The 24,471-nt window shown below is 59.1% G+C and carries 18 protein-coding genes; 12 read left to right on the forward strand and 6 right to left on the reverse strand.

The genetic code is table 11. The features are described 5' to 3' along the window. Window positions 1-58 precede the first annotated feature (58 nt). From K328_RS26000 to K328_RS0117660, 8 genes are all read left to right on the forward strand, one after another. Window positions 59-2,425: a tetratricopeptide repeat protein gene (locus tag K328_RS26000; protein WP_156901455.1), complete on the forward strand. Its 2,367-nt coding sequence runs from the start codon at window positions 59-61 to the stop codon at window positions 2,423-2,425. Window positions 2,426-2,635: 210 nt separating this feature from the next. Then, window positions 2,636-4,204: an HD domain-containing phosphohydrolase gene (locus K328_RS0117630; protein WP_036554860.1), complete on the forward strand. Its 1,569-nt coding sequence runs from the start codon at window positions 2,636-2,638 to the stop codon at window positions 4,202-4,204. A 52-nt stretch (window positions 4,205-4,256) separates the two neighbouring features. Next, complete coding sequence (locus K328_RS26005; protein WP_051285062.1) at window positions 4,257-7,397, forward strand: PAS domain-containing sensor histidine kinase; 3,141 nt, start codon at window positions 4,257-4,259, stop codon at window positions 7,395-7,397. A gap of 201 nt (window positions 7,398-7,598) precedes the next feature. Then, window positions 7,599-8,783 (forward strand): ABC transporter substrate-binding protein, encoded by a 1,185-nt coding sequence (locus tag K328_RS0117640; RefSeq protein ID WP_051285064.1) that lies wholly within the window; start codon window positions 7,599-7,601, stop codon window positions 8,781-8,783. A gap of 97 nt (window positions 8,784-8,880) precedes the next feature. Next, a complete protein-coding gene (locus K328_RS0117645) occupies window positions 8,881-9,804 on the forward strand; it encodes a branched-chain amino acid ABC transporter permease (protein WP_028467100.1) in 924 nt (307 codons plus the stop codon). Window positions 9,805-9,807: 3 nt separating this feature from the next. Beyond that, window positions 9,808-10,782: a branched-chain amino acid ABC transporter permease gene (locus K328_RS0117650; protein ID WP_028467101.1), complete on the forward strand. Its 975-nt coding sequence runs from the start codon at window positions 9,808-9,810 to the stop codon at window positions 10,780-10,782. Then, complete coding sequence (locus K328_RS0117655; RefSeq protein ID WP_028467102.1) at window positions 10,779-11,531, forward strand: ABC transporter ATP-binding protein; 753 nt, start codon at window positions 10,779-10,781, stop codon at window positions 11,529-11,531. The genes K328_RS0117650 and K328_RS0117655 overlap by 4 nt, the downstream gene beginning before the upstream one ends. Beyond that, window positions 11,531-12,232, forward strand: coding sequence for an ABC transporter ATP-binding protein (locus K328_RS0117660; protein ID WP_028467103.1), 702 nt, complete (start codon window positions 11,531-11,533; stop codon window positions 12,230-12,232). The genes K328_RS0117655 and K328_RS0117660 overlap by 1 nt, the downstream gene beginning before the upstream one ends. Window positions 12,233-12,364: 132 nt before the next feature. Here the strand turns inward: K328_RS0117660 and hemA are convergent, their stop codons facing one another. Then, complete coding sequence (gene hemA / locus K328_RS0117665; RefSeq protein WP_036554866.1) at window positions 12,365-13,576, reverse strand: 5-aminolevulinate synthase; 1,212 nt, start codon at window positions 13,574-13,576, stop codon at window positions 12,365-12,367. Window positions 13,577-13,970: 394 nt separating this feature from the next. On the opposite strand from hemA, the gene leuA reads away from it, so the two are divergent. Continuing rightward, window positions 13,971-15,650 (forward strand): 2-isopropylmalate synthase, encoded by a 1,680-nt coding sequence (gene leuA / locus K328_RS0117670; protein WP_028467105.1) that lies wholly within the window; start codon window positions 13,971-13,973, stop codon window positions 15,648-15,650. On the opposite strand, the gene K328_RS0117675 is transcribed toward leuA, so the two are convergent. Beyond that, window positions 15,647-17,083 (reverse strand): SLC13 family permease, encoded by a 1,437-nt coding sequence (locus K328_RS0117675; RefSeq protein ID WP_051285066.1) that lies wholly within the window; start codon window positions 17,081-17,083, stop codon window positions 15,647-15,649. The two genes, leuA and K328_RS0117675, sit on opposite strands and share 4 nt — an antisense overlap. A 94-nt stretch (window positions 17,084-17,177) precedes the next feature. On the opposite strand from K328_RS0117675, the gene K328_RS24695 reads away from it, so the two are divergent. Beyond that, a complete protein-coding gene (locus K328_RS24695) occupies window positions 17,178-18,023 on the forward strand; it encodes a metallophosphoesterase (protein ID WP_051285068.1) in 846 nt (281 codons plus the stop codon). A 12-nt stretch (window positions 18,024-18,035) separates the two neighbouring features. On the opposite strand, the gene K328_RS0117685 is transcribed toward K328_RS24695, so the two are convergent. After that, entirely contained in the window at window positions 18,036-18,899 is an 864-nt protein-coding gene (locus K328_RS0117685) for a DMT family transporter (RefSeq protein WP_028467107.1), read from the reverse strand. Window positions 18,900-18,948: 49 nt separating this feature from the next. Beyond that, a complete protein-coding gene (locus K328_RS0117690; protein WP_028467108.1) occupies window positions 18,949-19,557 on the reverse strand; it encodes a LysE family translocator in 609 nt (202 codons plus the stop codon). Window positions 19,558-19,884: 327 nt separating this feature from the next. Between K328_RS0117690 and K328_RS0117695 the strand changes: the two genes are divergently transcribed. Then, window positions 19,885-20,499 (forward strand): PAS domain-containing protein, encoded by a 615-nt coding sequence (locus K328_RS0117695; protein ID WP_028467109.1) that lies wholly within the window; start codon window positions 19,885-19,887, stop codon window positions 20,497-20,499. 290 nt (window positions 20,500-20,789) lie between these two features. Then, window positions 20,790-22,610, forward strand: coding sequence for an O-linked N-acetylglucosamine transferase, SPINDLY family protein (locus K328_RS24700; protein ID WP_156901457.1), 1,821 nt, complete (start codon window positions 20,790-20,792; stop codon window positions 22,608-22,610). A 143-nt stretch (window positions 22,611-22,753) separates the two neighbouring features. On the opposite strand, the gene K328_RS0117710 is transcribed toward K328_RS24700, so the two are convergent. After that, window positions 22,754-23,215, reverse strand: coding sequence for an Lrp/AsnC family transcriptional regulator (locus K328_RS0117710; protein WP_028467110.1), 462 nt, complete (start codon window positions 23,213-23,215; stop codon window positions 22,754-22,756). Beyond that, entirely contained in the window at window positions 23,212-24,465 is a 1,254-nt protein-coding gene (locus tag K328_RS0117715) for an adenylate/guanylate cyclase domain-containing protein (protein ID WP_028467111.1), read from the reverse strand. The genes K328_RS0117710 and K328_RS0117715 overlap by 4 nt, the downstream gene beginning before the upstream one ends. Window positions 24,466-24,471: the final 6 nt, after the last annotated feature.

A 24,471-nucleotide genomic window follows, 5' to 3' on the forward strand; every position in this document is an offset into this window, starting at 1 on the left:
ATCACGATAAAAGTTTAGACAGACTGTACCGGGTGCGTCGCTACGGGGGACGAGCAGAGTGGATTTACAGGCGTTGGTGAACGAGGCTTTTGCACGGCACCAGTCCGGGCAATTGAGTGAGGCCGCGCTTCTCTATCGGCAGGTTCTCGTCGTACATCCGCCGATCGCGCTTGTACTTTCCCTCGCCGGAGATGCCGCGACCTCGAACGGCAACTCGATAGCCGGTGGGGCTTTGCTGCGCAGGGCTCTTGTGCTTGAGCCGCGCAAAAGCTCGTTCCATCAGCTTCTGGCCTTTGCCGAGGCCTCGCAGGGAAATCTCGAACAGGCCGCTGAGCATTATGCGTCAGCTGTGAATCTCGACCCCCTGAATGTTTCAGCGATGAGCGACTGGGCCAATCTGGTGCGCAGCCGGCATCCTGATATTGCGCGGGCGCTGGCTCGCAAAACCATCCTGATCAATCCGGAGAACCCGGGGCATCTGAAGTTGCTGGCTGAGATGACTGTTTCGGGAGAACGGCTGGCTGGCGCACGATTGATGCGCCGGGCGATCTGCGGCAATCCCCTGGACGCGACTGCCTGGAAGGCAATCGGTCTGGTGGCGCAGGCCGAGAAGGAAGTTGCTTCAGCCGATCAAGCCCTAAAACGCTCTCTTCTTCTCATCCCGAGCGATACAGTCGTTTGCGCCAGGTTGGGCGGTTCTTTGTCCGAACAGGGCTATCACCGGCAAGCAGTGTCGATGCTGCGACTGTGTGTGACGTTGGACCAGACAAGGGCGGAAAACTGGCTTGCCTTGGCGAACGCATTGCACGAGAGCGATCTGTCGGCGGCGGCCGAAATCGGATTCCGGCGATCTCTGATGCTGGAGCCAGGAGGCTTGACCGCACTCGAAAACTATCTCGTGCAGATGGCCAAGGCGGATGTACCAGCAGACCGCATTCGAGCCGGATATCGCCGCGCGCTTCGGGTTAACCCGAAAAGCACTCGAACCTGGGCGAACTTCAGCAAGTATTTGCTCGAGCGAGGTGCGTACAGTGCTGCCGCTGACGCGATCAAGTCGGCCCTCGTCAGCGGAGACACCAACCGGGATATGCTCGTCGGGCTGGCGAATGCATACCGACAATCGCGAAAGCATCAGATGGCGGAGCGCTTTCTGCGCTGGGCCCGATCCGCCTTTCCGGACGATCGGACGATCCAGTCCGGCCTCCTCATGGGGCATAATTATGAAAGTGGTGTTTCCGCGCGGTCTCTCTATCAGGATCACAAGGCATGGGCGGCCGATTGGGCGCCGCTTGAGGAGCCGCTTGGCTACGATGTGGACCGGACGGCTGGTCGCCGGATTCATCTTGGCTTCGTCTCGCCAGACCTGAAGCGGCATCCGGTGGGTTTTTTCCTGCTGCCGGTATTAAGGCACCTCGATCGTAATCGGTTTCGGATATCGGTCTATTCCGATGCCGGGAAAGGCGATTTGTTCACGCTGGAGCTCCGCCGTCACGCGGATCACTGGTTCGATGTGACAGGCAAGGACGACGATGTCTTGCGGGGCCGGATACTGGAAGACCGGGTGGATATCCTGTTCGATCTCGCCGGCCATTCGGCCGCAAACCGCATGGGGATGTTTGCCCGGCGTGCGGCACCCGTGCAGATGAGTTGGATGGGGTATGTCGGCACGACCGGTCTCGATACGATGGACTATATCGTTACCGACCGGTTCCAGACCCAGCCGGAGACGGAAGAGTTTTATTCAGAGCGCTGGCTCACCCTGCCGGACGATTATATCTGTTTTCTGGCTGCGCCGACGTCGCCGCCGGTCGTGCCGAGCCCTGCGCTCGCCAACGGCTTCATCACCTTCGGCAGCTTCAATAATCCGGCTAAACTGACCGATGAAACCCTGGACCTGTGGTCCCGCGTTCTCGTTGCCGTTCCTGAATCAAGGTTGCTGCTCGCCTATCGCGGTTTCGACGATCCGGGGATTCAGCACGATGTCCGGTCCTGCCTGAGTGCAGCCGGTGTCGCGCCGGAGCGTGTCGAGTTCAAGACTTTCACCTACCACGAAGAATTTCTCGGCGGGTACGGCCTGATGGATATCGCTCTGGATACGATGCCGTATTCCGGTGGATTGACGACCTGCGAGGCGCTCTGGATGGGCGTTCCCGTTATATCGCTTGCGGCGCAGAGCCATTTCGCCGGCCGCCATTCCCTCAGCCACTTAAGCAATGCCGGGTTTCCGGACTGGGTCGGTGAGAGTGCCGAAGAGTTCGTCGCTATAGGGGTGGATCTGGCTTCAGATATTCAGCGTCTGGCTCAGATCCGCAAGACGCTGCGCCAAAGGGTTTCTGTGTCGCCGCTGTGTGATCAGGAACGATATGCGCGCGGTGTCGAGGAGAAACTCACCGCAGCGTGGGCGGATTACTGCGGCGAATCGTGAGGCAAGATGCCATCGCGATTTTGTTCGAGGGACATCTGTGCCTGAGGCGCAACAAAGCGAAGAGAGTCTTTTCTAATGCTGATGTTAATCGTTAGTTCAGGATTCCCGGATATTTCTAGTCATATTGAATGACGGGGTTCTTCTAGTGAGCCCTGAAGAGTTGAGGGGAGTTGCGCCGAGCATGAATGTGTGCGGTGCACTGGTAGCGGAATGTCCGACGACGATCTGAATATCCTGGAATTTCTCGTCGAAGAGCACGGCGTGTCAGCTTCTTGCGCTGAGCCTTGGAAAGTTCTCATCGTGGATGATGACCGCGATGTGGCCGCGACGACGACTCTTGTGTTGCGCGACGTTGAGGTCGAGGGCAGGCCGCTTAACCTCCTGTCGGCTTACTCGGCGGCGGAAGCCAAGCAGGTCCTCGCCGAACATCCCGATATAGGCCTTGCCTTGATCGACGTGGTCATGGAAACGCCGAATGCCGGTCTCGATCTGATTCACTACATTCGTCAGGAGATGGGCAACAAGCTGATCCGGCTGGTGGTGCGGACTGGCCAGCCAGGGCACGCGCCGGAACAAAGCGTCATCATCGATTACGATATCAGCGACTATAAGGAAAAGACTGAGCTCAGCGCGCAGAAGCTCTTCTCGCTCGCCTATGCGGGCTTACGCTCCTACCAGCAGTATCTTGCCATGGAGCAAAATCGTCGCGGCCTTATGAAAGTGTTGCAGGCCTCTACCGCACTGTTCGAAAAACCGGGACTAGATGACTTTGCCGACGGGATTCTCGAGAATCTCGGAGACATTGCGAATATGAACCGCGATCCGAAGGACAAAATCGGATCATCCGGAGTTCTTGCTGTCGCGGATGCGAATTGCAGTTTGGCGCAGGATTTCGAGATTGTGGCCGGGCCCCGCGGGAATGGAGATGCGCGGAAGCTGACGGACTTGCCGCTTGACGAGGAAACGAAAAAACTGGTCGGGGAATTGGCCGGCCGAGGACCTGGTATTCACACCAGCCGGACCGCAAATACACTGATGACCGGGATTGTTGGTCGTAACGGCCAGACCAGCCTTCTTTACCTGCCTGAATTACAGGGGTTGAGCGGGTCGGATGCCCAAATTGTCGATATCTTCATTTCCCAGGTTCTGACCGCCTTCGATAACCTTCGCCTGCATGACCAAACCGAGCGCGCACAACGCGAAATCGTGCTGCGTCTGGGCGAGGCCGTAGAAACCCGGTCCGGTGAAACCGGGCGACATGTTTCGCGGGTTGCGCTCTATGCCCGCGAGATCGCAGACAAGCTGGGGTTCAGCCAGTCTGATTCCGAACTTCTTTTCCGGGCTGCTCCTCTGCATGACATCGGCAAGATCGGCATTCCTGACGCCATCCTGTGCAAGCCGGGTAAGCTCGATCCGGACGAGTGGCAGGCGATGCAGGAGCACACGACGATCGGCTACGAAATGCTGCGGTCGTCGGACATGCCGATCCTGAAGCTGGCAGCGCGGATCGCGCTTGAGCATCATGAAAAATGGGCCGGTGGAGGCTATCCGCACAACATCAAGGCCGAGGATATTTCGATCGAGGGACGGATTATCGGGCTTGTCGATGTCTTCGACGCGCTGACCTCGGAGCGGGTCTACAAGAAAGCGTGGCCGGTGGAAAAAGCCGTGCAGCTTATTCAGGAGGAAAGCGGCCGTCATTTCGATCCGACGGTGGTGGATGTTTTCCTGAAAAACCTGACCACCATGATCGACATCAGAACGGCCAATGCTGACTAGTGAGCGGCTCTGATCCGAGTAAAGCGTGATAGACCCCCGGAGTAATACCGGAATGGATAGCCCGGAGGCCGCCGAGCCACATTCGGCAAAAGCGGAAGATTACTTCTTCGAGTGGCGGTGCGACCGGGACGGTACAACGACGACTCTTTCAGATAACTTCGAAACGCTCACGGGTCTCAATCCAGTAGCTTTGTCCAAGTTCCCCTTGCTCGGGTGTTCCGAGAGCATGGAGCAGGCTCTGGCTGTTTGGGGCGAGCACGCGCTTCGTGGCGAAGCTTTCCACAATTTTTCCCTGACGATTTCAGACGGAACCGGGCAATGCCGGGTTCTTTTGAGTGGGAAGGGCTTTCCTGCCGGAGCGGCGCGGCCGGAGGGTTTCTCGGGGTTTGGCTCTTGTGTCGGTGTGCGTGAAGCTTCTCCATACCGACAACCTGAACCTGCAGATGAGAGTCTCTTCGAGCGGATCAAGGACGTCGGGAAGGCCGGTTACATCCTGCACGATGCGGCGACTGGTCATTATCGAATTGTAGGGCCTCTTCAAGAGATTATTTCTCCGGGCCTTGATGCTGTTTCGGCAGAGGATATTCGAGCGGGATTACTTGCCTCGGATATCGAGCGTTTCGACGCACTCTGGGGGCGGAGCCGTGGAGAATGCGTATCGGAAGAAGTCGAACTCCGGTTCGGGCGTGATCTCTACGATTGCCGCCATTTTCTGTTCTATCTGGAGCCGTATGATGAGGACGCAGTTTCCCGGTCCGGGTTGTTTGCTGTCTATCGGGATGTAACGGAACATCGGGGCGCCGAAACGACGCTCAAACAGGTCGAGAAGATCGCCAGCGTTGGCCATTGGTATAGCAAGGCGTCGATCCAGGAGACCTACTGGTCTGAAGCCCTGAGGGATATTTTCGGAATCGCCGATTGGTCCGGGGAAGTCCGGACGAGGAACTATTTTTGGGATAATTTGGTACATCCGGAGGATGCCCCCGTCTATCTGCAGGAACGCGAAGCCGGGATCAGGGAAAAACGGGATTACGGAATGGTCGTTCGGGCGCATCGTCTGGATGGCAGGATGCTGTGGGTTCAGATCAACGGCCATCCGCTCTTTGATCGCGTTGGCAGTCTGATCGGCACGATGGGAACCATTCAGGATATCACGCCTCTCAAGGAGCTTGAGGGGCAGGTCCTGCAACGTGACAAGTGGTTCAAGCGCGCGCAGCGGCTTGGCGGTATCGGCCACTGGACATTCGAGCGCGCCGAAAGGTGTATCCATCTGTCCGAGCAGGCGCAGGAGATCTTCGGCACGGATGGAGTGGATCGCTTCACCTTTGCCGAGGCGCGAAAGCGCATCCATCCCGATGACCATGAACTGCTTCAGGTAATCCAGCAGAAAATCGGGGCTAGAGGGTCCGGCTTTGAGCGTCAGGTCCGGGTCTTTCGCGCGGATGGAAGCATCGCTCATTTACTGATTGCGGGCGAGTTCGACTTCTCTGAAAGAGGCGAGCTGGAGCGCACATTCGGCACGATTGCGGATGTGAGCTCACAGGTCGCTGCGGAGGAAGCCCGGCGCGACGCCGAAGCACTGATGAGTGATGTCTTCGAGAATGCGGATTGCGGCATTGTCGTTCGCGACCTCAGCGATCGCTTCATCCGCGTCAATACGAGAGCCGCAATCCAGCTTGGATTACGCATCAACGATATGCTCGGTCACACGGTGGAGGAAGTTATAGCTAAATGTGATCGTATGGAAGATGCCGAGCTCATGACCAACGCAGCCGATAAGGTAGTCGCGACGCTTGGTGCCGTGACCTACGACTATTCCCACCGGACCGGCAACAGTGAACGGGCAACCGAGTTCCGTGTGGTGAATTTCCCGATAGCCGGACGAAACAGTTCGGTCAGGGCTGTCGCGAGCATGCGATACGATATTACCGACTTTGTGAATGCGCAGGATGCGCTCAAGAAGTTGAACGAAGGCTTGGAGAGCACGGTTCGGGCGCGCACGCTGGAACTCCGGCACAGTGAAGAGCGGTTCCGGAATATCGCCTCCGCATCAGCCGACTGGTTGTGGGAGCTGGATGCCGACCTGAATTTCATCTGGTGTTCGGAGAATTTTTTCGAAGCAACCGGCCGAAAGCGCGAGGACTATCTCGGCAAGTCTATGATTGCGCTGGTGACGGATGAGGAACGTCTCGTCGATCAGCGGGATGTCTGGTCCACGTTTCTGGGGAAACTGGAAGCCAGGGAACAGGTCCGGGGAATTGAGATTGAACGGCATCATCCAACCGGTATCCGGACCGTTCGGATCAATGCAATGCCGGTCTGGAGTGATGGGGAATTCATCGGGTTTCATGGCTCGACCGCGGATATCAGCGAACTTAAACAAACCCAGGCGCAACTCATTGAGACTGACCGCCTAGCGTCGCTCGGTGGACTGGTCGCGGGGATTTCTCACGAGATCAACACGCCTGTAGGCGCGAGTTTCACGGTTGTGACCAAATTGATTGCCACTTTGGCCGATCTACAGGACGGATTTCTAAAGGGCAAAATCTCTCAGTCTCAGTTTTCACGATTTCTCGCGGAAATGGACGAGGGGCTCGGCATCATTCATCGAGGGCTGGAACGCACGGCCGAGCTGATCACCCACTTCAAACAGGTCGCTGTCGATCAGACCAGTCTCAAACGACGCGAGTTTGAACTCTCGGAAACTGTAAGCGATATCGTCACGACCATGGCGGCGACGATCGGGCGCCGTTCTGTGAAAATCGAAACACAGGTGCCGGAAGGAATTCGCCTCGATTCCTATCCCGGACCGCTTGGGCAAGTTTTGATTAACCTTATCCAGAACGCCATCTTCCACGGGTTTGACGAAGACGGTGTCAAAAAAGACGAAGCTGAACGGATTGTCGTCGCCGGGAAATTCGGGAGGAGCGGTACTGTAACGCTCTCGGTAACCGACAATGGCAAGGGAATGTCGCCACAGGTTGTCCGCCGGGTGTTCGAGCCTTTCTTTACGACGAAGTTCGGCAGTGGTGGTAGTGGCCTCGGCATGCACCTGGTCTATTCCATCGTGCATGGCGCGCTCGGTGGCACTGTCTCCGTGTCATCAAAGCCGGGAAAGGGCACTGTGATAGCCATTATGCTCCCGATCATCGCGCCGGAAAATGTGGATCGGGAAGCAGCGGGGGAATCTTGATTGAAATCAAGTATCTGATGGTTTTTCTTTTGCGCGGAGAGCCATCCGCGGCGCGGCATCCATGCCACGAACAGCGCATACTGCCTTACGTATCAGGATTGCCAAGGGCGAAAGTATAATGCACTTTCGTAAGAAGGTGTGCACTATGTTGCATGTACTTGTTGTGGCATAGTTGCCGCATCATTCTGGGAGGCTTGTGCAATGATCAAAAAAATAACGGCCCTCGCGGCCATGGGAGCTTTTCTTGCTGCTCCGGCAATGGCGGCCGATAAAGTTAAAATAGGTTTCGTTACCACCATCACCACGCCGGCTGGTGTCATCGGCCAGGACATGGTCGATGCGGTTAATCTTGCGATGGAAGATATCGGCGGCAAGATGGCTGGCCTTGATGTCGAGCTCATCATTGAGGATGACGGCTTCAAGCCTCCGGTTGGCAAGCAGAAGGTCGACAAGCTGGTAAAGAAGGACAAGGTCGATTTCATCGGCGGCTTTATCTGGTCCCATGTGCTGCTGGCCGCAAAAAAACCAGCGCTCGATTCCGGCACTTTCCTGATCAGTTCGAACGCTGGTCCGTCTCAGCTTGCCGGTAAGCAGTGCGACAAGAATTTCTTCTCCACCTCGTGGCAGAACGACCAGACGCCGATGGCGATGGGCGAAGTCCTGAACCAGAACGGCGTCAAGTCTGTCTATGTCATGGCTCCGAACTATGCGGCCGGCAAGAACATGATCGCCGGTGTCGAACGGACCTTCAAAGGCAAGATCGCCGGACGTGACCTGACCAAGTGGGGTAAGGACGCGCAGCTCGATTTCTCTGCTGAACTGGCAAAAGCGAAAGCCTCCGGTGCTGAAGCCCTGTGGGTGTTTTATCCGGGCAAGGCCGGCGGTGCGCTGATCAAGCAGTACGAGCAGGCAGGCCTGCGCGATACGATGCCGCTTTACACTGTCTTCACGGTCGACTCGATTGCTCTTCCGAAATTGCAGGCTGGCAATCTTCAGGGTGTTCTCGGCTCCCGCAATACCCAGCATTGGGGTCCTGACCTGGACAACCCGCAGAACAAGAAGTTCGTCGCGGGCTTCAAGAAGAAGTATGGTCACTATCCGTCCTTCTATGCTGCCCAGTCCTACGACACGATCTTCCTGATCAAGAGCGCAGTCGAAGCGGTGAATGGCGATCTGTCGAACAAAGACGGCATTCGCGCCGCCATGAAGAAAGCCGACTTCCCGTCCACCCGCGGCAAGTTCAGCTATGGCAACAACCATTTCCCGATCCAGAACTTCTATCTGCGTGAAGTCGTTGCGGATGCAGACGGTGTCTGGACAACCAAGATCGTCAGCACGGTCCTGGAAAACCACCAGGACCCGTACGCAGCAGACTGCAAAATGTAATCATCCTCCTTGGATGACGGGAAACCGGCGGAGCGAGAGCTTCGCCGGTTTCAGTTTTCGCCTCTGGCGCAAAATAAAGTTTGAGTAGGACGGCTGGGTGGACTGGGGACTCTTTACAATTCAGATGCTGAACGGGGTGCAGCTTGGCGTACTCCTGTTTCTGCTCGCCGCAGGCCTGACGCTGGTCTTCGGCATCATGGACTTCGTGAATCTGGCGCATGGCTCGCTCTACATGATGGGGGCGTATTTCTGCGCCACCCTGGTGCAGCTCACGGACTCCTTCGTTCTCGGCGTCATTCTGGCGCTGCCACTGACCGCCTTGCTGGGCTGGCTTGTCGAGCTGATCGTCGTCAGGGCGCTCTACACGCATGATCATCTGGATCACGTGCTGGCGACCTTCGGGTTGATCCTCTGCTTCGATACGGCTGTGGATTTCATCTGGGGTCCGACCGGCATGGCCATTCCGCTGCCGGAAATCCTCGACAGCCATATCGATCTTATGGGTGGCCATACATTCCCTGTTTTCCGGATCCTGATCATCTGCACGGGGCTTGCCGTCGCAGGCTTCCTCTATGTCATGGTGGCGCATACCCGGATCGGCATGCTGATCCGCGCCGGTGCATCGAACCGGACCATGGTGATGGCGCTTGGGGTCGATATCGGCAAACTGTTCGCGCTGGTTTTCGCCGTTGGGGCCGCGCTTGCGGGGCTTGCCGGCATGCTGATCGCGCCGATCACGGAAGCGAGTATCGGCATGGGGAACGAGATCATCATCGTGGCCTTTGTCGTCATCATCATCGGCGGTATCGGCTCCATCAAAGGCGCTTTTGTTGCCGCAATGCTTGTCGGCCTGATCGACACGATGGGGCGCTCCTTCCTCGACCAGCTACTGAAAATCTTCATGTCGTCCGAGAGCGCCGAGACATCGGCGCCGGCCCTGTCCGCCATGGCGATCTATATCCTGATGGCCATGGTGCTGGCCTTTCGGCCCCAGGGCCTGTTCCCGCCGAAGGTGCGCTGACCAATGACATCGCTAATCAGAACGGGCCTTCCGGCCTACGTCATGGTCGCCGGGCTGGCATTTCTGGCTCTGCTGCCGTTACTTGCCGAATGGGTCGACAACATCTTCCTGATCGATCTGTTCATGCGCCTGATGATCCTCAGCATCGCTGCGGTCGGCCTCAACCTCATTCTCGGTTATGGCGGGATGGTCAGTTTTGGTCATGCAGCCTATCTGGTGATTGGCGCCTATGCCGTTGGTATCCCGGCCTATTACGATATCTATGACGGCTTTCTGCAGTTCGCCATCGCCATCTTCGCATCGGCGGCAGTCGCTCTCGTGACTGGCGCCATCGCTCTGCGTACCAAAGGCGTCTATTTCATCATGATCACCATGGCCTTCGCACAGATGGTGTATTTCACCTTCGTGTCGATCGAGGAATATGGGGCTGACGATGGCCTGACCATCAACATGCGCAGCGAGTTCGCGGGGCTGCTCGATATAGAGGACAATTTCACCCTCTATTACTTCGTGCTGGTCTCACTGATCGCAGTGTTGGGGCTGGTCTACAGGATCGTGCATTCCCGTTTCGGCATGGTGATTTCCGGCGCCAAGGGGAACGAGCGCCGGATGCAGGCCGTCGGGTTTCCGACCTATCGGTATCGCCTTGTCTGCTACGTGATCTCCGGCGCTATCTGCGGCTATGCCGGAGCGCTTCTCGGTAACTTCACCAACTTCATCACGCCCGAGATGGGCGACTGGGTGCATTCAGGCGAGCTGATCTTCATGGTCGTGCTCGGCGGCGCGGGCAGCCTGTTCGGGCCGGTGCTTGGCACGGCGGTCTTCATCCTGCTGGAGGAATATCTCTCCCGCCTGACCCAGTACTGGCACTTTCCCTTCGGAGCGATGCTGATCCTGGTGGTGATCTTCACCCGCGGGGGCATCAACGGAATGTTCCGCTGGCTCGGTATGAAATCCGGCATCGGAGGACGGTCATGAGCGGCGCGTTTCTCGAGGTCCGGAACCTCTACAAGAGTTATGGCGGGATTGCCGCGACGGATCATGTCGATCTCGATGTCCGGCAGTCGGAGCTGCATGCGATTATCGGCCCGAACGGTGCCGGCAAGACCACGCTGATCTCCCAGTTGTCCGGCGAGATCGATCCTGACGGCGGCACGATCCGCTTTGACGGGCGGGACATGACACGCACGCCGGCCTACAAGCGTTCGCTGCTCGGTCTTGCCCGGTCTTTCCAGATCACCAGCCTGATGCTGGATATGACCGTGCTTGAGAACGTTGCGCTCGCGGTTCAGGCCCACGCCGGACACTCGTTCCGGTTCTGGCGGGCGGCCCGGAAGGATCCGGCTCTGACGGAGCCGGCAATGGCCGCGCTTGCGGCTGTCGGGCTTCAGGACCGAGCCAATGACGTTGCTCAGGCAATGTCCCACGGTGAGCACCGCCAGCTTGAGATTGCCATGGCCCTGGCGACAAAACCGGTCCTGCTGTTGCTTGACGAGCCGATGGCCGGGATGGGGGTGGAGGAATCCAAGCGCATGGTGGAGATCCTGCGCAGTCTGAAAGGCGAAAAGACCATGCTCTTGATCGAGCACGATATGGACGCGGTCTTCGCATTGGCGGACCGGATTTCGGTATTGGTCTACGGTCGCGTCATCGCGACCGGGACACCCGAGGAGATTCGCGGTGACGAGGCCGTGCGCCGGGCCTATCTCGGCGACGAGGTGGCGTGATGTTGAGAGTTGAAGAGATCGAGACATTCTACGGCGCCAGTCAGGCTCTGTTCGGAATGAGCCTGAAGATTGGCTCGAACGAGGTCGTGACGCTGATGGGGCGGAACGGCATGGGCAAGACCACGACCGTAAATTCGATCATGGGGATCGTTCGGCCTTCTTCAGGCCGCATCGTCTTCGAGGCGGACGACATCACCAGGGCGCCGGCATACCGGATCGCCCGCTACGGCATCGGGCTGGTGCCGGAAGGCCGCCAGGTCTTCCCGAACCTCAGTGTGCGCGAGAACCTCATAGCGACCGCTGCGAACCGGTTTAATTCCCGGGACCCATGGACGGTCGAGCGCGTGCTGGCGATGTTCCCGGAGCTGGAAGTCCGGATGACGTCGATGGCCAACCTGCTGTCCGGCGGCGAGCAGCAGATGCTCGCCATCGGCCGGGCGCTGATGACCAACCCGAAGCTTCTGATCCTGGACGAAGCGACCGAGGGCTTGGCCCCGCTGATCCGTCAGGAGATCTGGCATTGTCTGGAGCGTTTGAAACAGGCGGGTCAGGCGATCCTTGTCATCGACAAGAACATCGATGATTTGAAGCGGATCGCGGACCGGCATTATGTGGTCGAAAAGGGCCAGGTTGTCTGGACGGGCACGACTGCCGAGCTCGATGAAAATGCGGCGCTGATCCAGGAAAAACTCGGGGTTTAAGCGGGCTGTTGCGAGCATCAAACAAAATCGTCATCCCTGCCGGAGAGCAGGGACCCAGATGAACATGGAGCTCAGCTCTTCGATCCCTGGGTCCCGTCTTTCGACGGGATGACGGTTAGATTTTGAGCTTCGTTAGGCGCTCTTCCGGATACCCGCTTCCTGAAACATCGGCACCAGTATATCCACCAGCTCCGCGATCATCGCGTCTGTGTGGCGCGGTGTCGGGGTGAAGCGCAGGCGTTCGGTTCCCTTGTCCACAGTCGGATAGTTGATCGCCGTCACGTAGATATTGTGATCGTACAGAAGCCGGTTTGAGAATTCGCGGGCTTTGGCGGCATCGCCGACCAGCAAAGGCACGATGTGGCTTTCCGACGGCATTACCGGCAGGCCAGCCTCCCGGAACGCTTCCTTCAGGCGGGCGGCCTGACGTTGCTGCATCGCCCGCTCCTGACCGCTTTCCTTCAGATGACGGATGCTTGCGGTGGCCGCGGCGGCGACCATCGGCGGCAGGGAGGTGGTGAAGATGAAGCCGGGCGCGACGCTACGCACATAATCCAGCACGTGGGCCGGGCCGGCGAGATAACCGCCATGCACGCCGATGGCCTTGCCCAGCGTCCCCTCGATCAGGTCAACCTTGTCCAGCACATCGTCCCGCTCGGCGATGCCGGCGCCGCGCGGCCCATACATGCCGACCGCATGGACTTCGTCGAGATAGGTGATCGCGTTGAATTCATGCGCGAGATCGCAAATTTCCTCGATCAGACCGATATCGCCGTCCATTGAATAGACGCTCTCGAAGGCGACCATCTTGTGGCTTTCGGGATCGGCCGCTTCCAGCAACTCGCGCAGATGCGCGAGGTCGTTATGCCGGAAGATATGTTTGCGGGCCTTGCCCTTGCGGATGCCCTGAATCATCGAGGCATGGTTCTTCTGGTCGGAGAACACATCCATGTTCGGCGACGCGCTCAGCAAGGTCGAAAGGCTGGCCTCGTTGGCGATATAGCCGGAGGTGAAGAGCAGGGCCGCTTCCTTCTGGTGCCAGTCCGCGAGTTCTTCCTCAAGCGCGACATGATAGTGACTGGTGCCGGAAATGTTGCGTGTACCGCCGGCGCCGACGCCGGTTTGTTCCACGGCCTCATGCACTGCGCTGCGCAGCACATCGCTCTGCCCCATCGCCAGATAATCGTTCGAGCACCATACCAGAACCTGCTCCACGCCGCCGTCCCGGTGGTGCTTGTAATAGGGGAACTTGTCCGCCTGCTTTTCCAGATCGGCGAACACGCGATAGCGGTCCTCGGCCTTGATCCGGTCCAGCTCGTTGCGGCAGATATCGAAGAGGTTCACGGCCTCTCTCCCGGTTTTTGCAGCTTCAGTCTCTTGTGTTTTTCAACCGGGATTAATGATCCAGGTCAATCCGCACGCTCTTGGCTTGACTGGTATACCGGATTCTGGCTATTTTTCGCGCGATATGTTGACGCACACGCACCTCGGCTTGGCGCTACGACTTAGGATCCCGGCTCTTTAGAGAGTCCGGGTCACGTCGCTCGTCTATGCTTGAGCCGTGCTGATGCGTTGCCGATGGATCACCATCCCGCCTCACACAATCGAACAGAGACTCTTCTCCGTCGGCCTTTTTGCAGGCACGATTCGAAGGACGCGCGCATTCAGGAATAGAATTTGAATGTTGAAAACGGGCAGGCGCTCACAGGAAAATGCGCCGCCCATGGGAGTTGAAGTGATGAACCACATGCCGATCGAAAAATACCGCGCCTATTCCCGGGTCGATCTGCCGGACCGGACATGGCCCTCGAAAATCATCGACAAGGCACCGATCTGGTGCAGCGTCGATCTGCGGGACGGTAATCAGGCGCTGGTCGATCCGATGGACAGCGTGCGCAAGCACCGGATGTTCAAGACGCTGGTCGAGATGGGCTTCAAGGAAATCGAAGTCGGCTTCCCGAGCGCGTCAGACACCGATTTCAATTTCGTCCGCGAGATCATCGAGGGCGGCCTGATCCCGGATGACGTGACCATTCAGGTGCTGACCCAGGCCCGCGAGCATCTGATCGAACGGACCATCGAAAGCCTGATGGGCGCCAGGAGCGCTATCGTCCATCTCTACAACTCGACCTCGGAGCTGCAGCGCCGGGTTGTGTTCAATGAGGACCAGGCAGGCGTCAAGAAGATCGCCGTCGAAGGCGCCATCATGGTCAAGGACCGGCTCGCCCGTCTGGAAGAGGCCGGCACGAAGGTGCGCCTGCAATATTCTCCGGAAAGCTTCACCGGCACCGAGCTGGAATACGCGCTGGAAGTTTGCGAAGCGGTGATGGATGTCTGGCAGCCGACGCCGGCGAACCCGGTGATCATCAACTTGCCCTCGACGGTCGAGATGTCGACCCCGAACATCTATGCCGATCAGATCGAGTGGATGCACCGGAATTTCACCCGCCGAGACTCGATCATCCTCTGTGTCCATCCGCATAATGACCGGGGTACCGGCATCGCGGCGACGGAAATGGCGGTCATGGCCGGTGCGGACCGGGTCGAAGGCACCCTGTTCGGCAATGGCGAGCGGACCGGCAATGTCGATCTGGTCACTCTGGGTTTGAACCTGTTCACCCAGGGCGTTGATCCGGAGCTGGATTTCTCCAACATCAACGGCCTGATGGAGACGGCGGAATATTGCAACCAGTTGCCGATCCATCCCCGCCACCCTTATGCGGGCGAGTTGGTGCACACGGCCTTCTCCGGCTCGCACCAGGATGCGATCAACAAGGGCATGCAGGCGATCCGCAAGGCGAACGATCCGCACTGGGAAGTGCCCTACCTGCCGATCGACCCGCAGGATATTGGGCGTGATTACGAGGCCATCATCCGGGTCAACAGCCAGTCTGGTAAAGGCGGGGTTGCCTACCTGCTCGAAACCGACCACGCGATCAAGCTGCCGAAGCCGGCACAGGCCCAGTTCAGCCAGGCGATCCAGAAGATCACCGATGCAACCGGCAAGGAGATCGACAGCGAGACCATCTGGTCGACCTTCGATGCGGAATTCATCCATCAGCCGGGCGCGCCTTTCAGCCTGGTGTCCTTCAAGTCCAGATCGCTGGAAGGCTCGAACGAGCGCGAGCACATCACGGCGGTGGTGAAGCATGAGGGCAAGGATCATGTGGTCGAGGCCGAAGGCAACGGTCCGATTTCGGCTTTCGTGAACGGATTGCGCCATGAATTCGGGCTCAATTTCCGGCTGAAGGACTATACCGAGCACACGCGCTCTGTCGGCTCGCGAGCCGAGGCGGCGGCCTATATCGAGCTCAATGTGCCGGATGCGAACGGCCGCAGCGTGTTCGGGGTCGGTATCGATACCTCGATCACCATGGCACCGATCCGGGCCGTCATGAGCGCGGTCAACCGCATCTAGGCGAGCTGCAGCAACACCCAGCCGAGCGCGGTCAGAACAACGACCGCGCCGGCATTCATCCAGATACCGGCGCGGACCATGTCCGCGACACGCAGCCCGCCGGCGCCGAAAACGATGGCGTTCGGCGGCGTTGCCACCGGCATCATGAAGGCGCAGCTCGCGGCCATGGTCACCGGAGCCAGCAGGGCGAAAAGGGGCAGCCCGAGCGCTTGGGCCAGCCCGGCCATGACCGGCAGGAAAGCAGCCGCTGATGCGGTATTGCTTGCAAGTTCCGTTGTCAGCAGAACCGTAAGCACTGAAAGCCCGGTCGCCGCGGCAGCGGGCAGGTCCCCGGTCATATCCGACAGAGAAGCGGCAAGTGTCGCGGCCAGGCCGGTTTCGGTCAGGGCCGAGGCGAGTGAGAGGCCGCCGCCGAACAGCAGCAGAACGCCCCACCGGATGCCGCGTGCTTCCTCCCAGGTCAGCAGCGGACGGCGTTCTTCTCCCGAGGGAATTGCGAACAGGACAAGACCGGCGGAGAGCGCGATCGCGGTATCGCTGAGCGCCGGGAAATAGACAGCGAGGGCGGGTCGGAAAACCCATGCCAGCGCTGTCAGGGTCAGGATGACGAGCACGCGCTTCTCCCGGACTGTCATTGGACCCGGCGGCGCAGGCATAGCCTCTGCTTCAAGCTGCTCGACCGTGCCGAAGGCAAGCCGGCTCAGGACCAGCCAGGCCAGCGCAAGCAGCAGGAAACTGACTGGCAGGCCGACCAGCATCCATTCCCCGAATCCGAGCGCCTGGCCATGTGCCTGATCGAGATAGGCGGCAAGCATCGCGTTCGGCGGGGTGCCGATGAGGGTTGCGACGCCGCCGATGGAGCAGCCGTAGGCCACAGCCAGGAGCAGTGCCTTCTGGCATCGTGGCGGCGCCCCGGTGAGAACTGCCTGGGCGACGGGCAGCAGCATGATCGCGCTGGCCGTGTTGCTGATCCACATCGAGGGCAGGGCGCCGGCCAGCAGAAACCCGGCGATAAGCCGGCTGCTTCCGGTGCCGGTCAGCCGCAGGATGGTGAAGGAGAGCCGCTTGTGAAGCCCCGAGCCGGAGATTGCCGCGCCGAGCAGAAAGCCCCCGAGAAACAGGAACAGCAGCGGATGCGCGTACGGCGCGGCCGCCTCTTTCGCACCCGTGACCCCGAGCAAGGGGAAGAGCAGAACGGGCAGAAGGGCTGTCGCGGGCAGCGGCAATGCCTCGCCGATCCACCAGACCGCCATCAGGACAGCGACGGCCATGGCGGTCCACCCGGCGGGACTGAAAGCCGCCGGCGGGTCTGCCAGCAGCATGATACAGAACAGAACGAGGCCTGCCAGAAGCGGCACCTTTCGCACAATCGGTGTCCCGTAATTTTCCATGCGATCAAAGCTCTGTCCGTGGGCCCGGCGCATCATAGCCATTATGGGGCGGCGCCGTCCCTCTCTTCGATGCGGCACCCGGACGCGTCGATTTGCGGTCTGGACAGGATGGTGATCTGTCGCCCTAAGATGCCCTTTGTCGAAATCGAAGCTGGAGAGCCAACTGGACTCGCAACTTGAAATACGCCGCTATGAATGGCGCGAAGTACCGCGGCAGGTCAGCAACGGGCATATGGTGGTGGCGATCGGCGACGTGCATGGCCGGGCCGATCTGCTGACCGCGCTCTATGAAGCGATTGCGGAGGATGTCGCCCGGCTGAAACCGGAGCGGGTGACGGCGATCCTGCTGGGCGATCTGATCGACCGGGGGCCGGACAGCCTGGAAGTGCTCGGCCTTGCGCTGGGCGGTCTGAGCGCGTTCACCAAAAAGCCGGTCGAGGATATCTGCCTTGTCGGCAATCACGACTACTGGCTGCGGCAGGCAGTGGACGGCACACTCGAGGATGAAGACCTCCGGTTCTGGGGCGCCAATGGCGGCGAGGAGACCTGGCACAGTCTCGGTATCAGCCGGCTGGTCGGCGCCCGCGACATGATCATGCAGACCCGGCGGCGCCTGCCGGAGCCGGTGCTGGACTTTATCAGGAATATGTCGGTCACTTACCGCGTCGACGATTACCTCTTCGTCCATGCAGGTATCGATCCGCGCCAGCCACTCAATGCGCAGACCCTGAAAACGCTCTGCTGGATTCGCGATCCCTTCCTCCACCCGGACGTCTGGCCGTTCGAGCTGACCGTTGTGCATGGCCACACGGTCGAGTGGAACCATGGGGAGCCGCTGGTGCACGATCACCGCATCGGTATCGATACGGGCGCGGTGAATACGGGTGTGCTGACGGCGCTGGAGATCAATTCGAGCCAGATGCGCTTTGTTCAGGTCTGGGACGAGAAAGCCCTGGAAGAGGATCGGCGCCGCTCCGGATAGTGTCAGGCCCGGTTAGCGCTTCAGGACAAGCACGTTGCCGGTCAGGATCATGGCCGTGCCGCCGGCGATCGCTGCGGTCAGCGCCACGTCTTCCAGGACGGTCGAGATCAGCAGCGCCATCACCGGCACAACGGTGAAGATATAGGCTGCCCGACCGGGCCCGATCCGGGTGACCAAGCTGAAGAACATCAGGAAGGCTACGCAGGACGCGGCGATCCCGAGATAGAGCAGGGACCCGACATAGCGCAGCGACCAGTCGAAGGTGAAGGGCTGGTCGGCTACGCCGGCAACCGCGAGGCAGATCATGGCGCCGCCGAGGGCGCCCCAGAAATTCGCGGCGAAGGGTGGGACGCTGGCGCGGTGGTTGCGGGCGCCGATGACGGTCCCGACCGCGGTGCCGAACGACGCCCCGAGCCCCCAGAGCATTCCGAATAGCAATGTCGAGCCGCCGGAGAGACCGGCAATGTCCGGTGCGACGATCACGCCGAGTCCGCCGATACCGATCACCATGCCGAGGACGGCGCGTGGTCGCACGGTCTCTCCAAGCATCAGAAAGCCGATGATGGTGGCGATGATCGGCGAGGTGGACAGGGCCAGCGTCGCAACGCCGCTCGGGATATAGGTCGTGGCGTTGTAGAAACAGATGAAGTTCAGGGCGAAGAAGGTCGCCGCGTGCACCACCAGCCAGGGCACGTCCTCCCGGCGTATCCGGAGCGGGGTGCGTGTCGCGAAGATCACAACAAGCATGGCGGCAGTCATCAGCAGCATGCGATAGCCGACCGAAACCGGAATCGGCACGATACCGGCCTGCAGGGTCGTGACAAACGCCCCCGTGGCCCAGATTAGGGCCGTGCTGACAAAGAGAAAAAGGGACACGCGGGATCCAGACGTGTGGAGGTAAGAGCAAGTGCCAGTTAGGCCGTATTCACGGCTTTACCGCAAGCGCGACCGAGACCAGCAGCAATATCGCCATGACAATGTTGAAGGCCCGGCCAATTCTCGGCGACCGGATAAAGCTGGCGAACACACCGCCGAACACCAGCCAGGTGCCGTTCACGAACAGCATGATACAGGTCAGCACGCCAAGCTTGAAGAGAGTGTCGGTGATCGGGTCCGTCTCGATCAGAACGTTCCCGGCATAGAGCGCGGTAAACACCGTGTAGGCCTTCACATTGACCAGCGAGACACCGTAGCCCGGCATGAAGCCCGGCGCGACGGCGCCCGCGTCGGCATTCATGCCGGGTACCGGGGCGGTGGCGATCTTGTACGCCAGATAGAGCATGTAGAGCACCGCGGCACCGACCAGCACCGGGCCGGCACCGGGCAGGGCGAGCAGCAACCCGGCGACGCCGGACGCGGTCAGGCACAGCACGGTGAAGACCCCGGCATAGATGCCGAACAGAAAGGGCAGGCTGGCCCGCACCCCGAACGCCGCCCCGTTCGCCGTCACCGCGACGATGGAGGGGCCGGGACTGCCCATCAGCGGCAGGGCCATGGCGAGCAGGGCGAGGATACTGTCGAGTGTCGGTGTCATTCTGGATGGCCCTCCCCTGGGCGCGGACCGGTCTTGTTTTGAGTGTATTCTGGCGGCTGAATGCGCGTCGATAAACGGTGTGCAGGGAATGAATGGCGGCATGAATGGCCGCTAGTGCGAACTGCGTTGACAGTAATTTGACGCAGAGCCGTGCCGTATAACCCGGACTTCAGAGTCTCGAATTGCAGAACCGGAGCATGCTGTCTTCAAGTCAGAAAAGCGTGATTAATTTGATATTCACTCTTCGTTGTTAGTGGGTTTTCATCGATCTGGACGGGTCACTCTATGCCCAGAGAATAAGCGACTGAAGAATGAGGCTTTGAATAAATGAACCGAAGCGCAGCGGCGACGGGGAAAGCGACCTACCGGGGCGCCACGACCAATGATATCGCCACTTATTCGAGGGCCGAGTTCTTCGATCTTTCTGTGATAGCCGAACCCAACCTGCGCCGGATCGCCGACTATTGGTTATCGAGGTGTGACGGGCGCCGTATGCCGAGCCGTACCGATATCGACCCGATCGACATTTCTTGGGCTTTATCCCGATTTTTTTTGGTCGATTACGACCGCGAAACCGAGAAATACAGCTACCGGGTCGCAGGAAACGAGGTCGAAGACATCTTTTCCCGGTTCACTGAAAGACACTCGATGCGGCACGTCAACCTCGACGAGATATTGCCTCCCGGATCAGTGCCCGTCGTTCGCGAGCGATGGCGCCCACTCGCCGAGAACGGCGACATCGTCTACATGTCCGGTTTGGTCTATGCTGCGGCCGAACGCATTCCTCTTGGGGCACGGATTCTTCTGCCGCTGTCAGATCGGAAGGACGGCGAGCCGAGCGGGCTGATTGGCTACACCGAATGCGAATGGGTCCAGCGCGGCGATGGCCTGGATACGACCGGGCTCGACATTCACTACATCCCGCTTCCTGAACCCGACTGATTCAAGCCGGGCGGATTGCGGTGGGAGTTCCGGGGGTTCCAGAACCCTCAAACCGGCCGGACCGCGCTTTCCTTCGGTGACTTCAGCGCGATGACCGTCTGGCTCCTTGTTACCCCCGGCAGCAGCTTGATGCGGTTGGAAATCACGTCTTCCAGCGCGTCGTTGGAGCGCGTGCTGAGGGTTTCACAACGTCGGTCAGATTGACGCGACCCAAATATCATCTTTATTAGAAAGTGGCGGGCTTGAATGCTCTGTTGTTTCCTCGTTTATCCGCCCTGGAGTTGAAGGTTTTGGAAGATAGCAGCCTGGGCCAAAACAGCTCGATTCCCGCATCAGGAAATTTGGGCGATGCACCAAAACCGCTTCAACCGCCAAGTTTGATCAGCCTAAAAAAATCCTTGCTGTCAAACCCTTCCGAACTCAAGAGTTTGTCCAATCTCGCTGTTACGAGATTCCTTAATGGTGATCCTGATCAAGCATGTGTGTGTATCAGGCGTGCCATATATGTGAGTCCCGGCACTGCGAGATCTCATCGGGTCTTCTCTAAAATTCTCGCGGGGCGAGGCGATACGGTTGGGGCACTGAAAGCGGCCATTCGAGAAATCTGTCTCGATCCAGGGACGTCGACAGGGTTGGAAATCGTGGGCGTTCTGCATAAGGACGCGGGGGCGTTGCATACAGCAAACAGAGTGTTGCAGCGCGCGGTTGTCTCCGACCCGTCCGTATTCTCCGCTTTGAACAACAGATATCACGTCCTCAAAGCACTTGGAGAGTTTGACCAAGCGGCGCAATGTCTCAAATTGCTGCTGGAAATATCTCCTGAAGATCCCGAACTTACTTCCAGCGTCATCTTCAGGCTTGATCACCTTCTCTCGTGGAGCATTGCCGAAGGGCAAGACTTTCGCCGGAAGCATTGGGCACGGCATGAAGCTGCGCTGCAAGAAGATGCCGCGATGGTCGCCGGATCTGCAGCGTCTTTGAAGAAATCAACCCGCCACAAACTTCGGATCGGCTATGTATCGGCCGATTTTCGCGAGCATTCCGCGTTTTCTGTTTTCGGTCCTGTCATCCTCAATCATGACCGCAACCAATTCGAAATTTTGGCGTATTCGAACTCGTCGCTCAGAGATGAAAAGACCAAAGACATTATTAGTTTTGTCGATGTGTTCAGAGATATATCCAATATGAGCGACATTGATGTGGCGTGTCAGATAAAGGCAGACGGCGTCGATATTCTGATCGATCTAAGTAGTCATTCGGCCGGAAACCGCCTTCCGGTTTTTTCACTTCGTCCCGCAAAAATACAGATTGCCGCTTGGGGGTACGCTCACGGAACAGGGCTTTCGTCGATGGATTACTTCATCATGGACGAAGTATATGCTCCGCCGGAAGCTGCCGAATATTTTTCGGAAACCCTGATTTATCTTCCGAGTGCGGTCCCGTTCATGCTGCCGAATGACCTGCCGGATGTTTCTGATCCGCCAGTTCTCATGAACAAGGTAGCAACCTTCGGAAGCTTCAACCGTGGCATCAAGATCACAAAAACCGCGTTGGGATTATGGACGGAAATCTTGCACGCCTCGGAAAACACTCGTCTGCTGTTGAAATGTTCCTCTTCCGAATCCCCGGCATGGAGGCATGTCGTCGAGTCTTATATGCAAGAAGGAGGTATTGATCCGGCGCGGCTTACCTTCTTGGGCAGGACAAACCAACGGGATCACCTGGACGCATACAGGCTGGTTGATGTCGCGTTGGATACCAGTCCCGATTCCGGAGGCGTGACGACATGGGAAGCGCTCTCAATGGGCGTTCCGGTCGTCTCTTTTCTGGATGATGTCTTGGCCCAACGCGTTGCGTCATCGATTCTCAACGTAGCGGGTTTGCCGGAGTTGATTGCGACCGGTCCAGCTGATTTTGTGAGAAAGGCGTCGGGTCTATCTCGAAACGTTGCAGCGTTGCGGTATTACCGTCAGACATTACGCCATCGTGTGAAAAATTGCGACGCCGCAATGTTCCCTGAATACACCCGGTTCGTCGAAGAGGCGTATCGGAGAGTTCACCACCTGTCGGCAACGGGCGGCAGGACCAAAGAGCCGATTTATGTGCGCTAAGTCCCGATTGGGTTGCATGCACCACGGTTCACGGTGGTGGGGCAATCAACTGAGACTGAGAATGGGGGCGAGTAAGTACCTGTCTGATGTTGATGCGTTTTCCAGCTTGTCCTTGGGTGACGCGTAAGTCGTTGCGTTGCCAATCACACCGGCAGGACTGCGCTTTCCTTTGGGGATTTCAGCGCGATCACCGTCTGGCTTCTCGTCACGCCCGGCAGCAGCTTGATGCGGTTGGAGATCACGTCTTCCAGCGCGTCGTTGGAGCGGGTGCGGATTTTCAGCAGGTAGGACCAGTCGCCGGTGACGTGGTGGCATTCGAGCACTTCCGGCATCGCGAGAACCGCTTCTAGGAAAGCGTCGTTATGGGCGCTCCAGTCGATCAGAACGGAGACGTAGGCGAGCACTTCGAGGCCGATGGCTGCCGGCTCCAGGATGGCGCCATAGCCCCGGATGGCGCCGGCGGCCTGTAGTTTCTTCAGTCGTTCGTTCACGGCGGAGACGGAGAGACCCGCATGGGCGCCGATATCGGCATAGGCGGCGCGGCCGTTGTTCTGGATGAAGGTCAGGATGGCGCGGTCGATGGTGTCGAATTTCGGCTCGCTCATCGCACGGCTCCCGTGGTTGCGGGGAGCGGAGCATAGAGCGCGCGCTCGCCCTTCACGCCGCGCAGGTCCATCCGGGTCAGCAACCGGGTTTGCTCCGGCAGAAGGGTGGCGATGCTTTCCGACAGGATGATGTCGGTGCCGAGCGAACGGCAGAGGCTTTCCATTCGGCTGGCCTCGTTCACGGCGGGGCCGATCACCGTGAAGTCGAGCCGGTCGCGGGAGCCGACATTGCCGAACATCACCTCTCCCAGATGCAGCGCCACGTTGAGGCCCATGGCCGGACGCTCCAGATCCGCCTCGGTTTCGGCCAGCGCATCGACGGCGGTCAGAGCCTCTGTCGCGGCCTCCAGGGCTTTCTGCGCGACCTCGCGCTGCATGCCCGGCTCGAACGGGAAGATGGCGAGGAACCCGTCGCCGAGGAATTTCAGCACCTGCCCGCCGGCGGCATGGACCGGCGCCAGCATGGCATCGAAATAGCGGTTGAGCGCCGAGACCATCTCCTCTTTCGAGACGATGTCGCTGACGCTGGTGAAATCGGACAGGTCGGCGATCATCAGCACGGCATCCAGGCTTTCCGCCATGCCGCGCCGGATCTCGCCCTTCAGGATGCGGCCGCCGACCAGCGGGCCGACATAGGCATCCAGCAGGTTCGCCGCGATCTCCTGATCGAGATGCGCCTGAATGGCCGAGGTCAGGGCCGGAACGATGCTGTCGATGAAGGCAATGTCATGCTCTGAGAAACCGTCGGGGTGGCGCGTCAGCCAGCGCAGCAGAGCGCCGCAACTGCGCTCCCCCTCACGGATCAGGCGCAGCGCTTCCGCGCCGCCAAACATGCAGGCGTAATAATCTGTGAAACCCTCGTCGCGGAATTCTTCGAAGACAGTGAAATCCAGCTCGGCCCCGGGCCCGGTGAGCCGCCGCCGGAGGCGCAGCGTACCGGTCGCCATCATGTGCCGCAGCGGGCTGGCTTTCCATTCCTCGGATTCGTCCCGGCTATAGGCAATCTCGTGCCGGTGGCCGGTGACGGCAGTGTTCTCCGCACGATCCCAGTCGAACATCAGCGAGCCGATTTCCGGATGCAGCGTATACATCGCCACCCGGCAGCGATCGAGCGGCACCCCGGCCTCAACGATCCGTTCCGCCGTCGCCGCGACCAGCTCCTCGTTAGGCGCTTTTTCCCATGCCTGATAGATCAGCCACTGGATCAGCGCCGTCGCTTTTTCATCCGGGATCGCAGGGCTCGCGAACATGATCTT

Source organism: Nisaea denitrificans DSM 18348, from assembly GCF_000426505.1.
GTDB classification, from domain to species: Bacteria; Pseudomonadota; Alphaproteobacteria; order Thalassobaculales; family Thalassobaculaceae; genus Nisaea; species Nisaea denitrificans.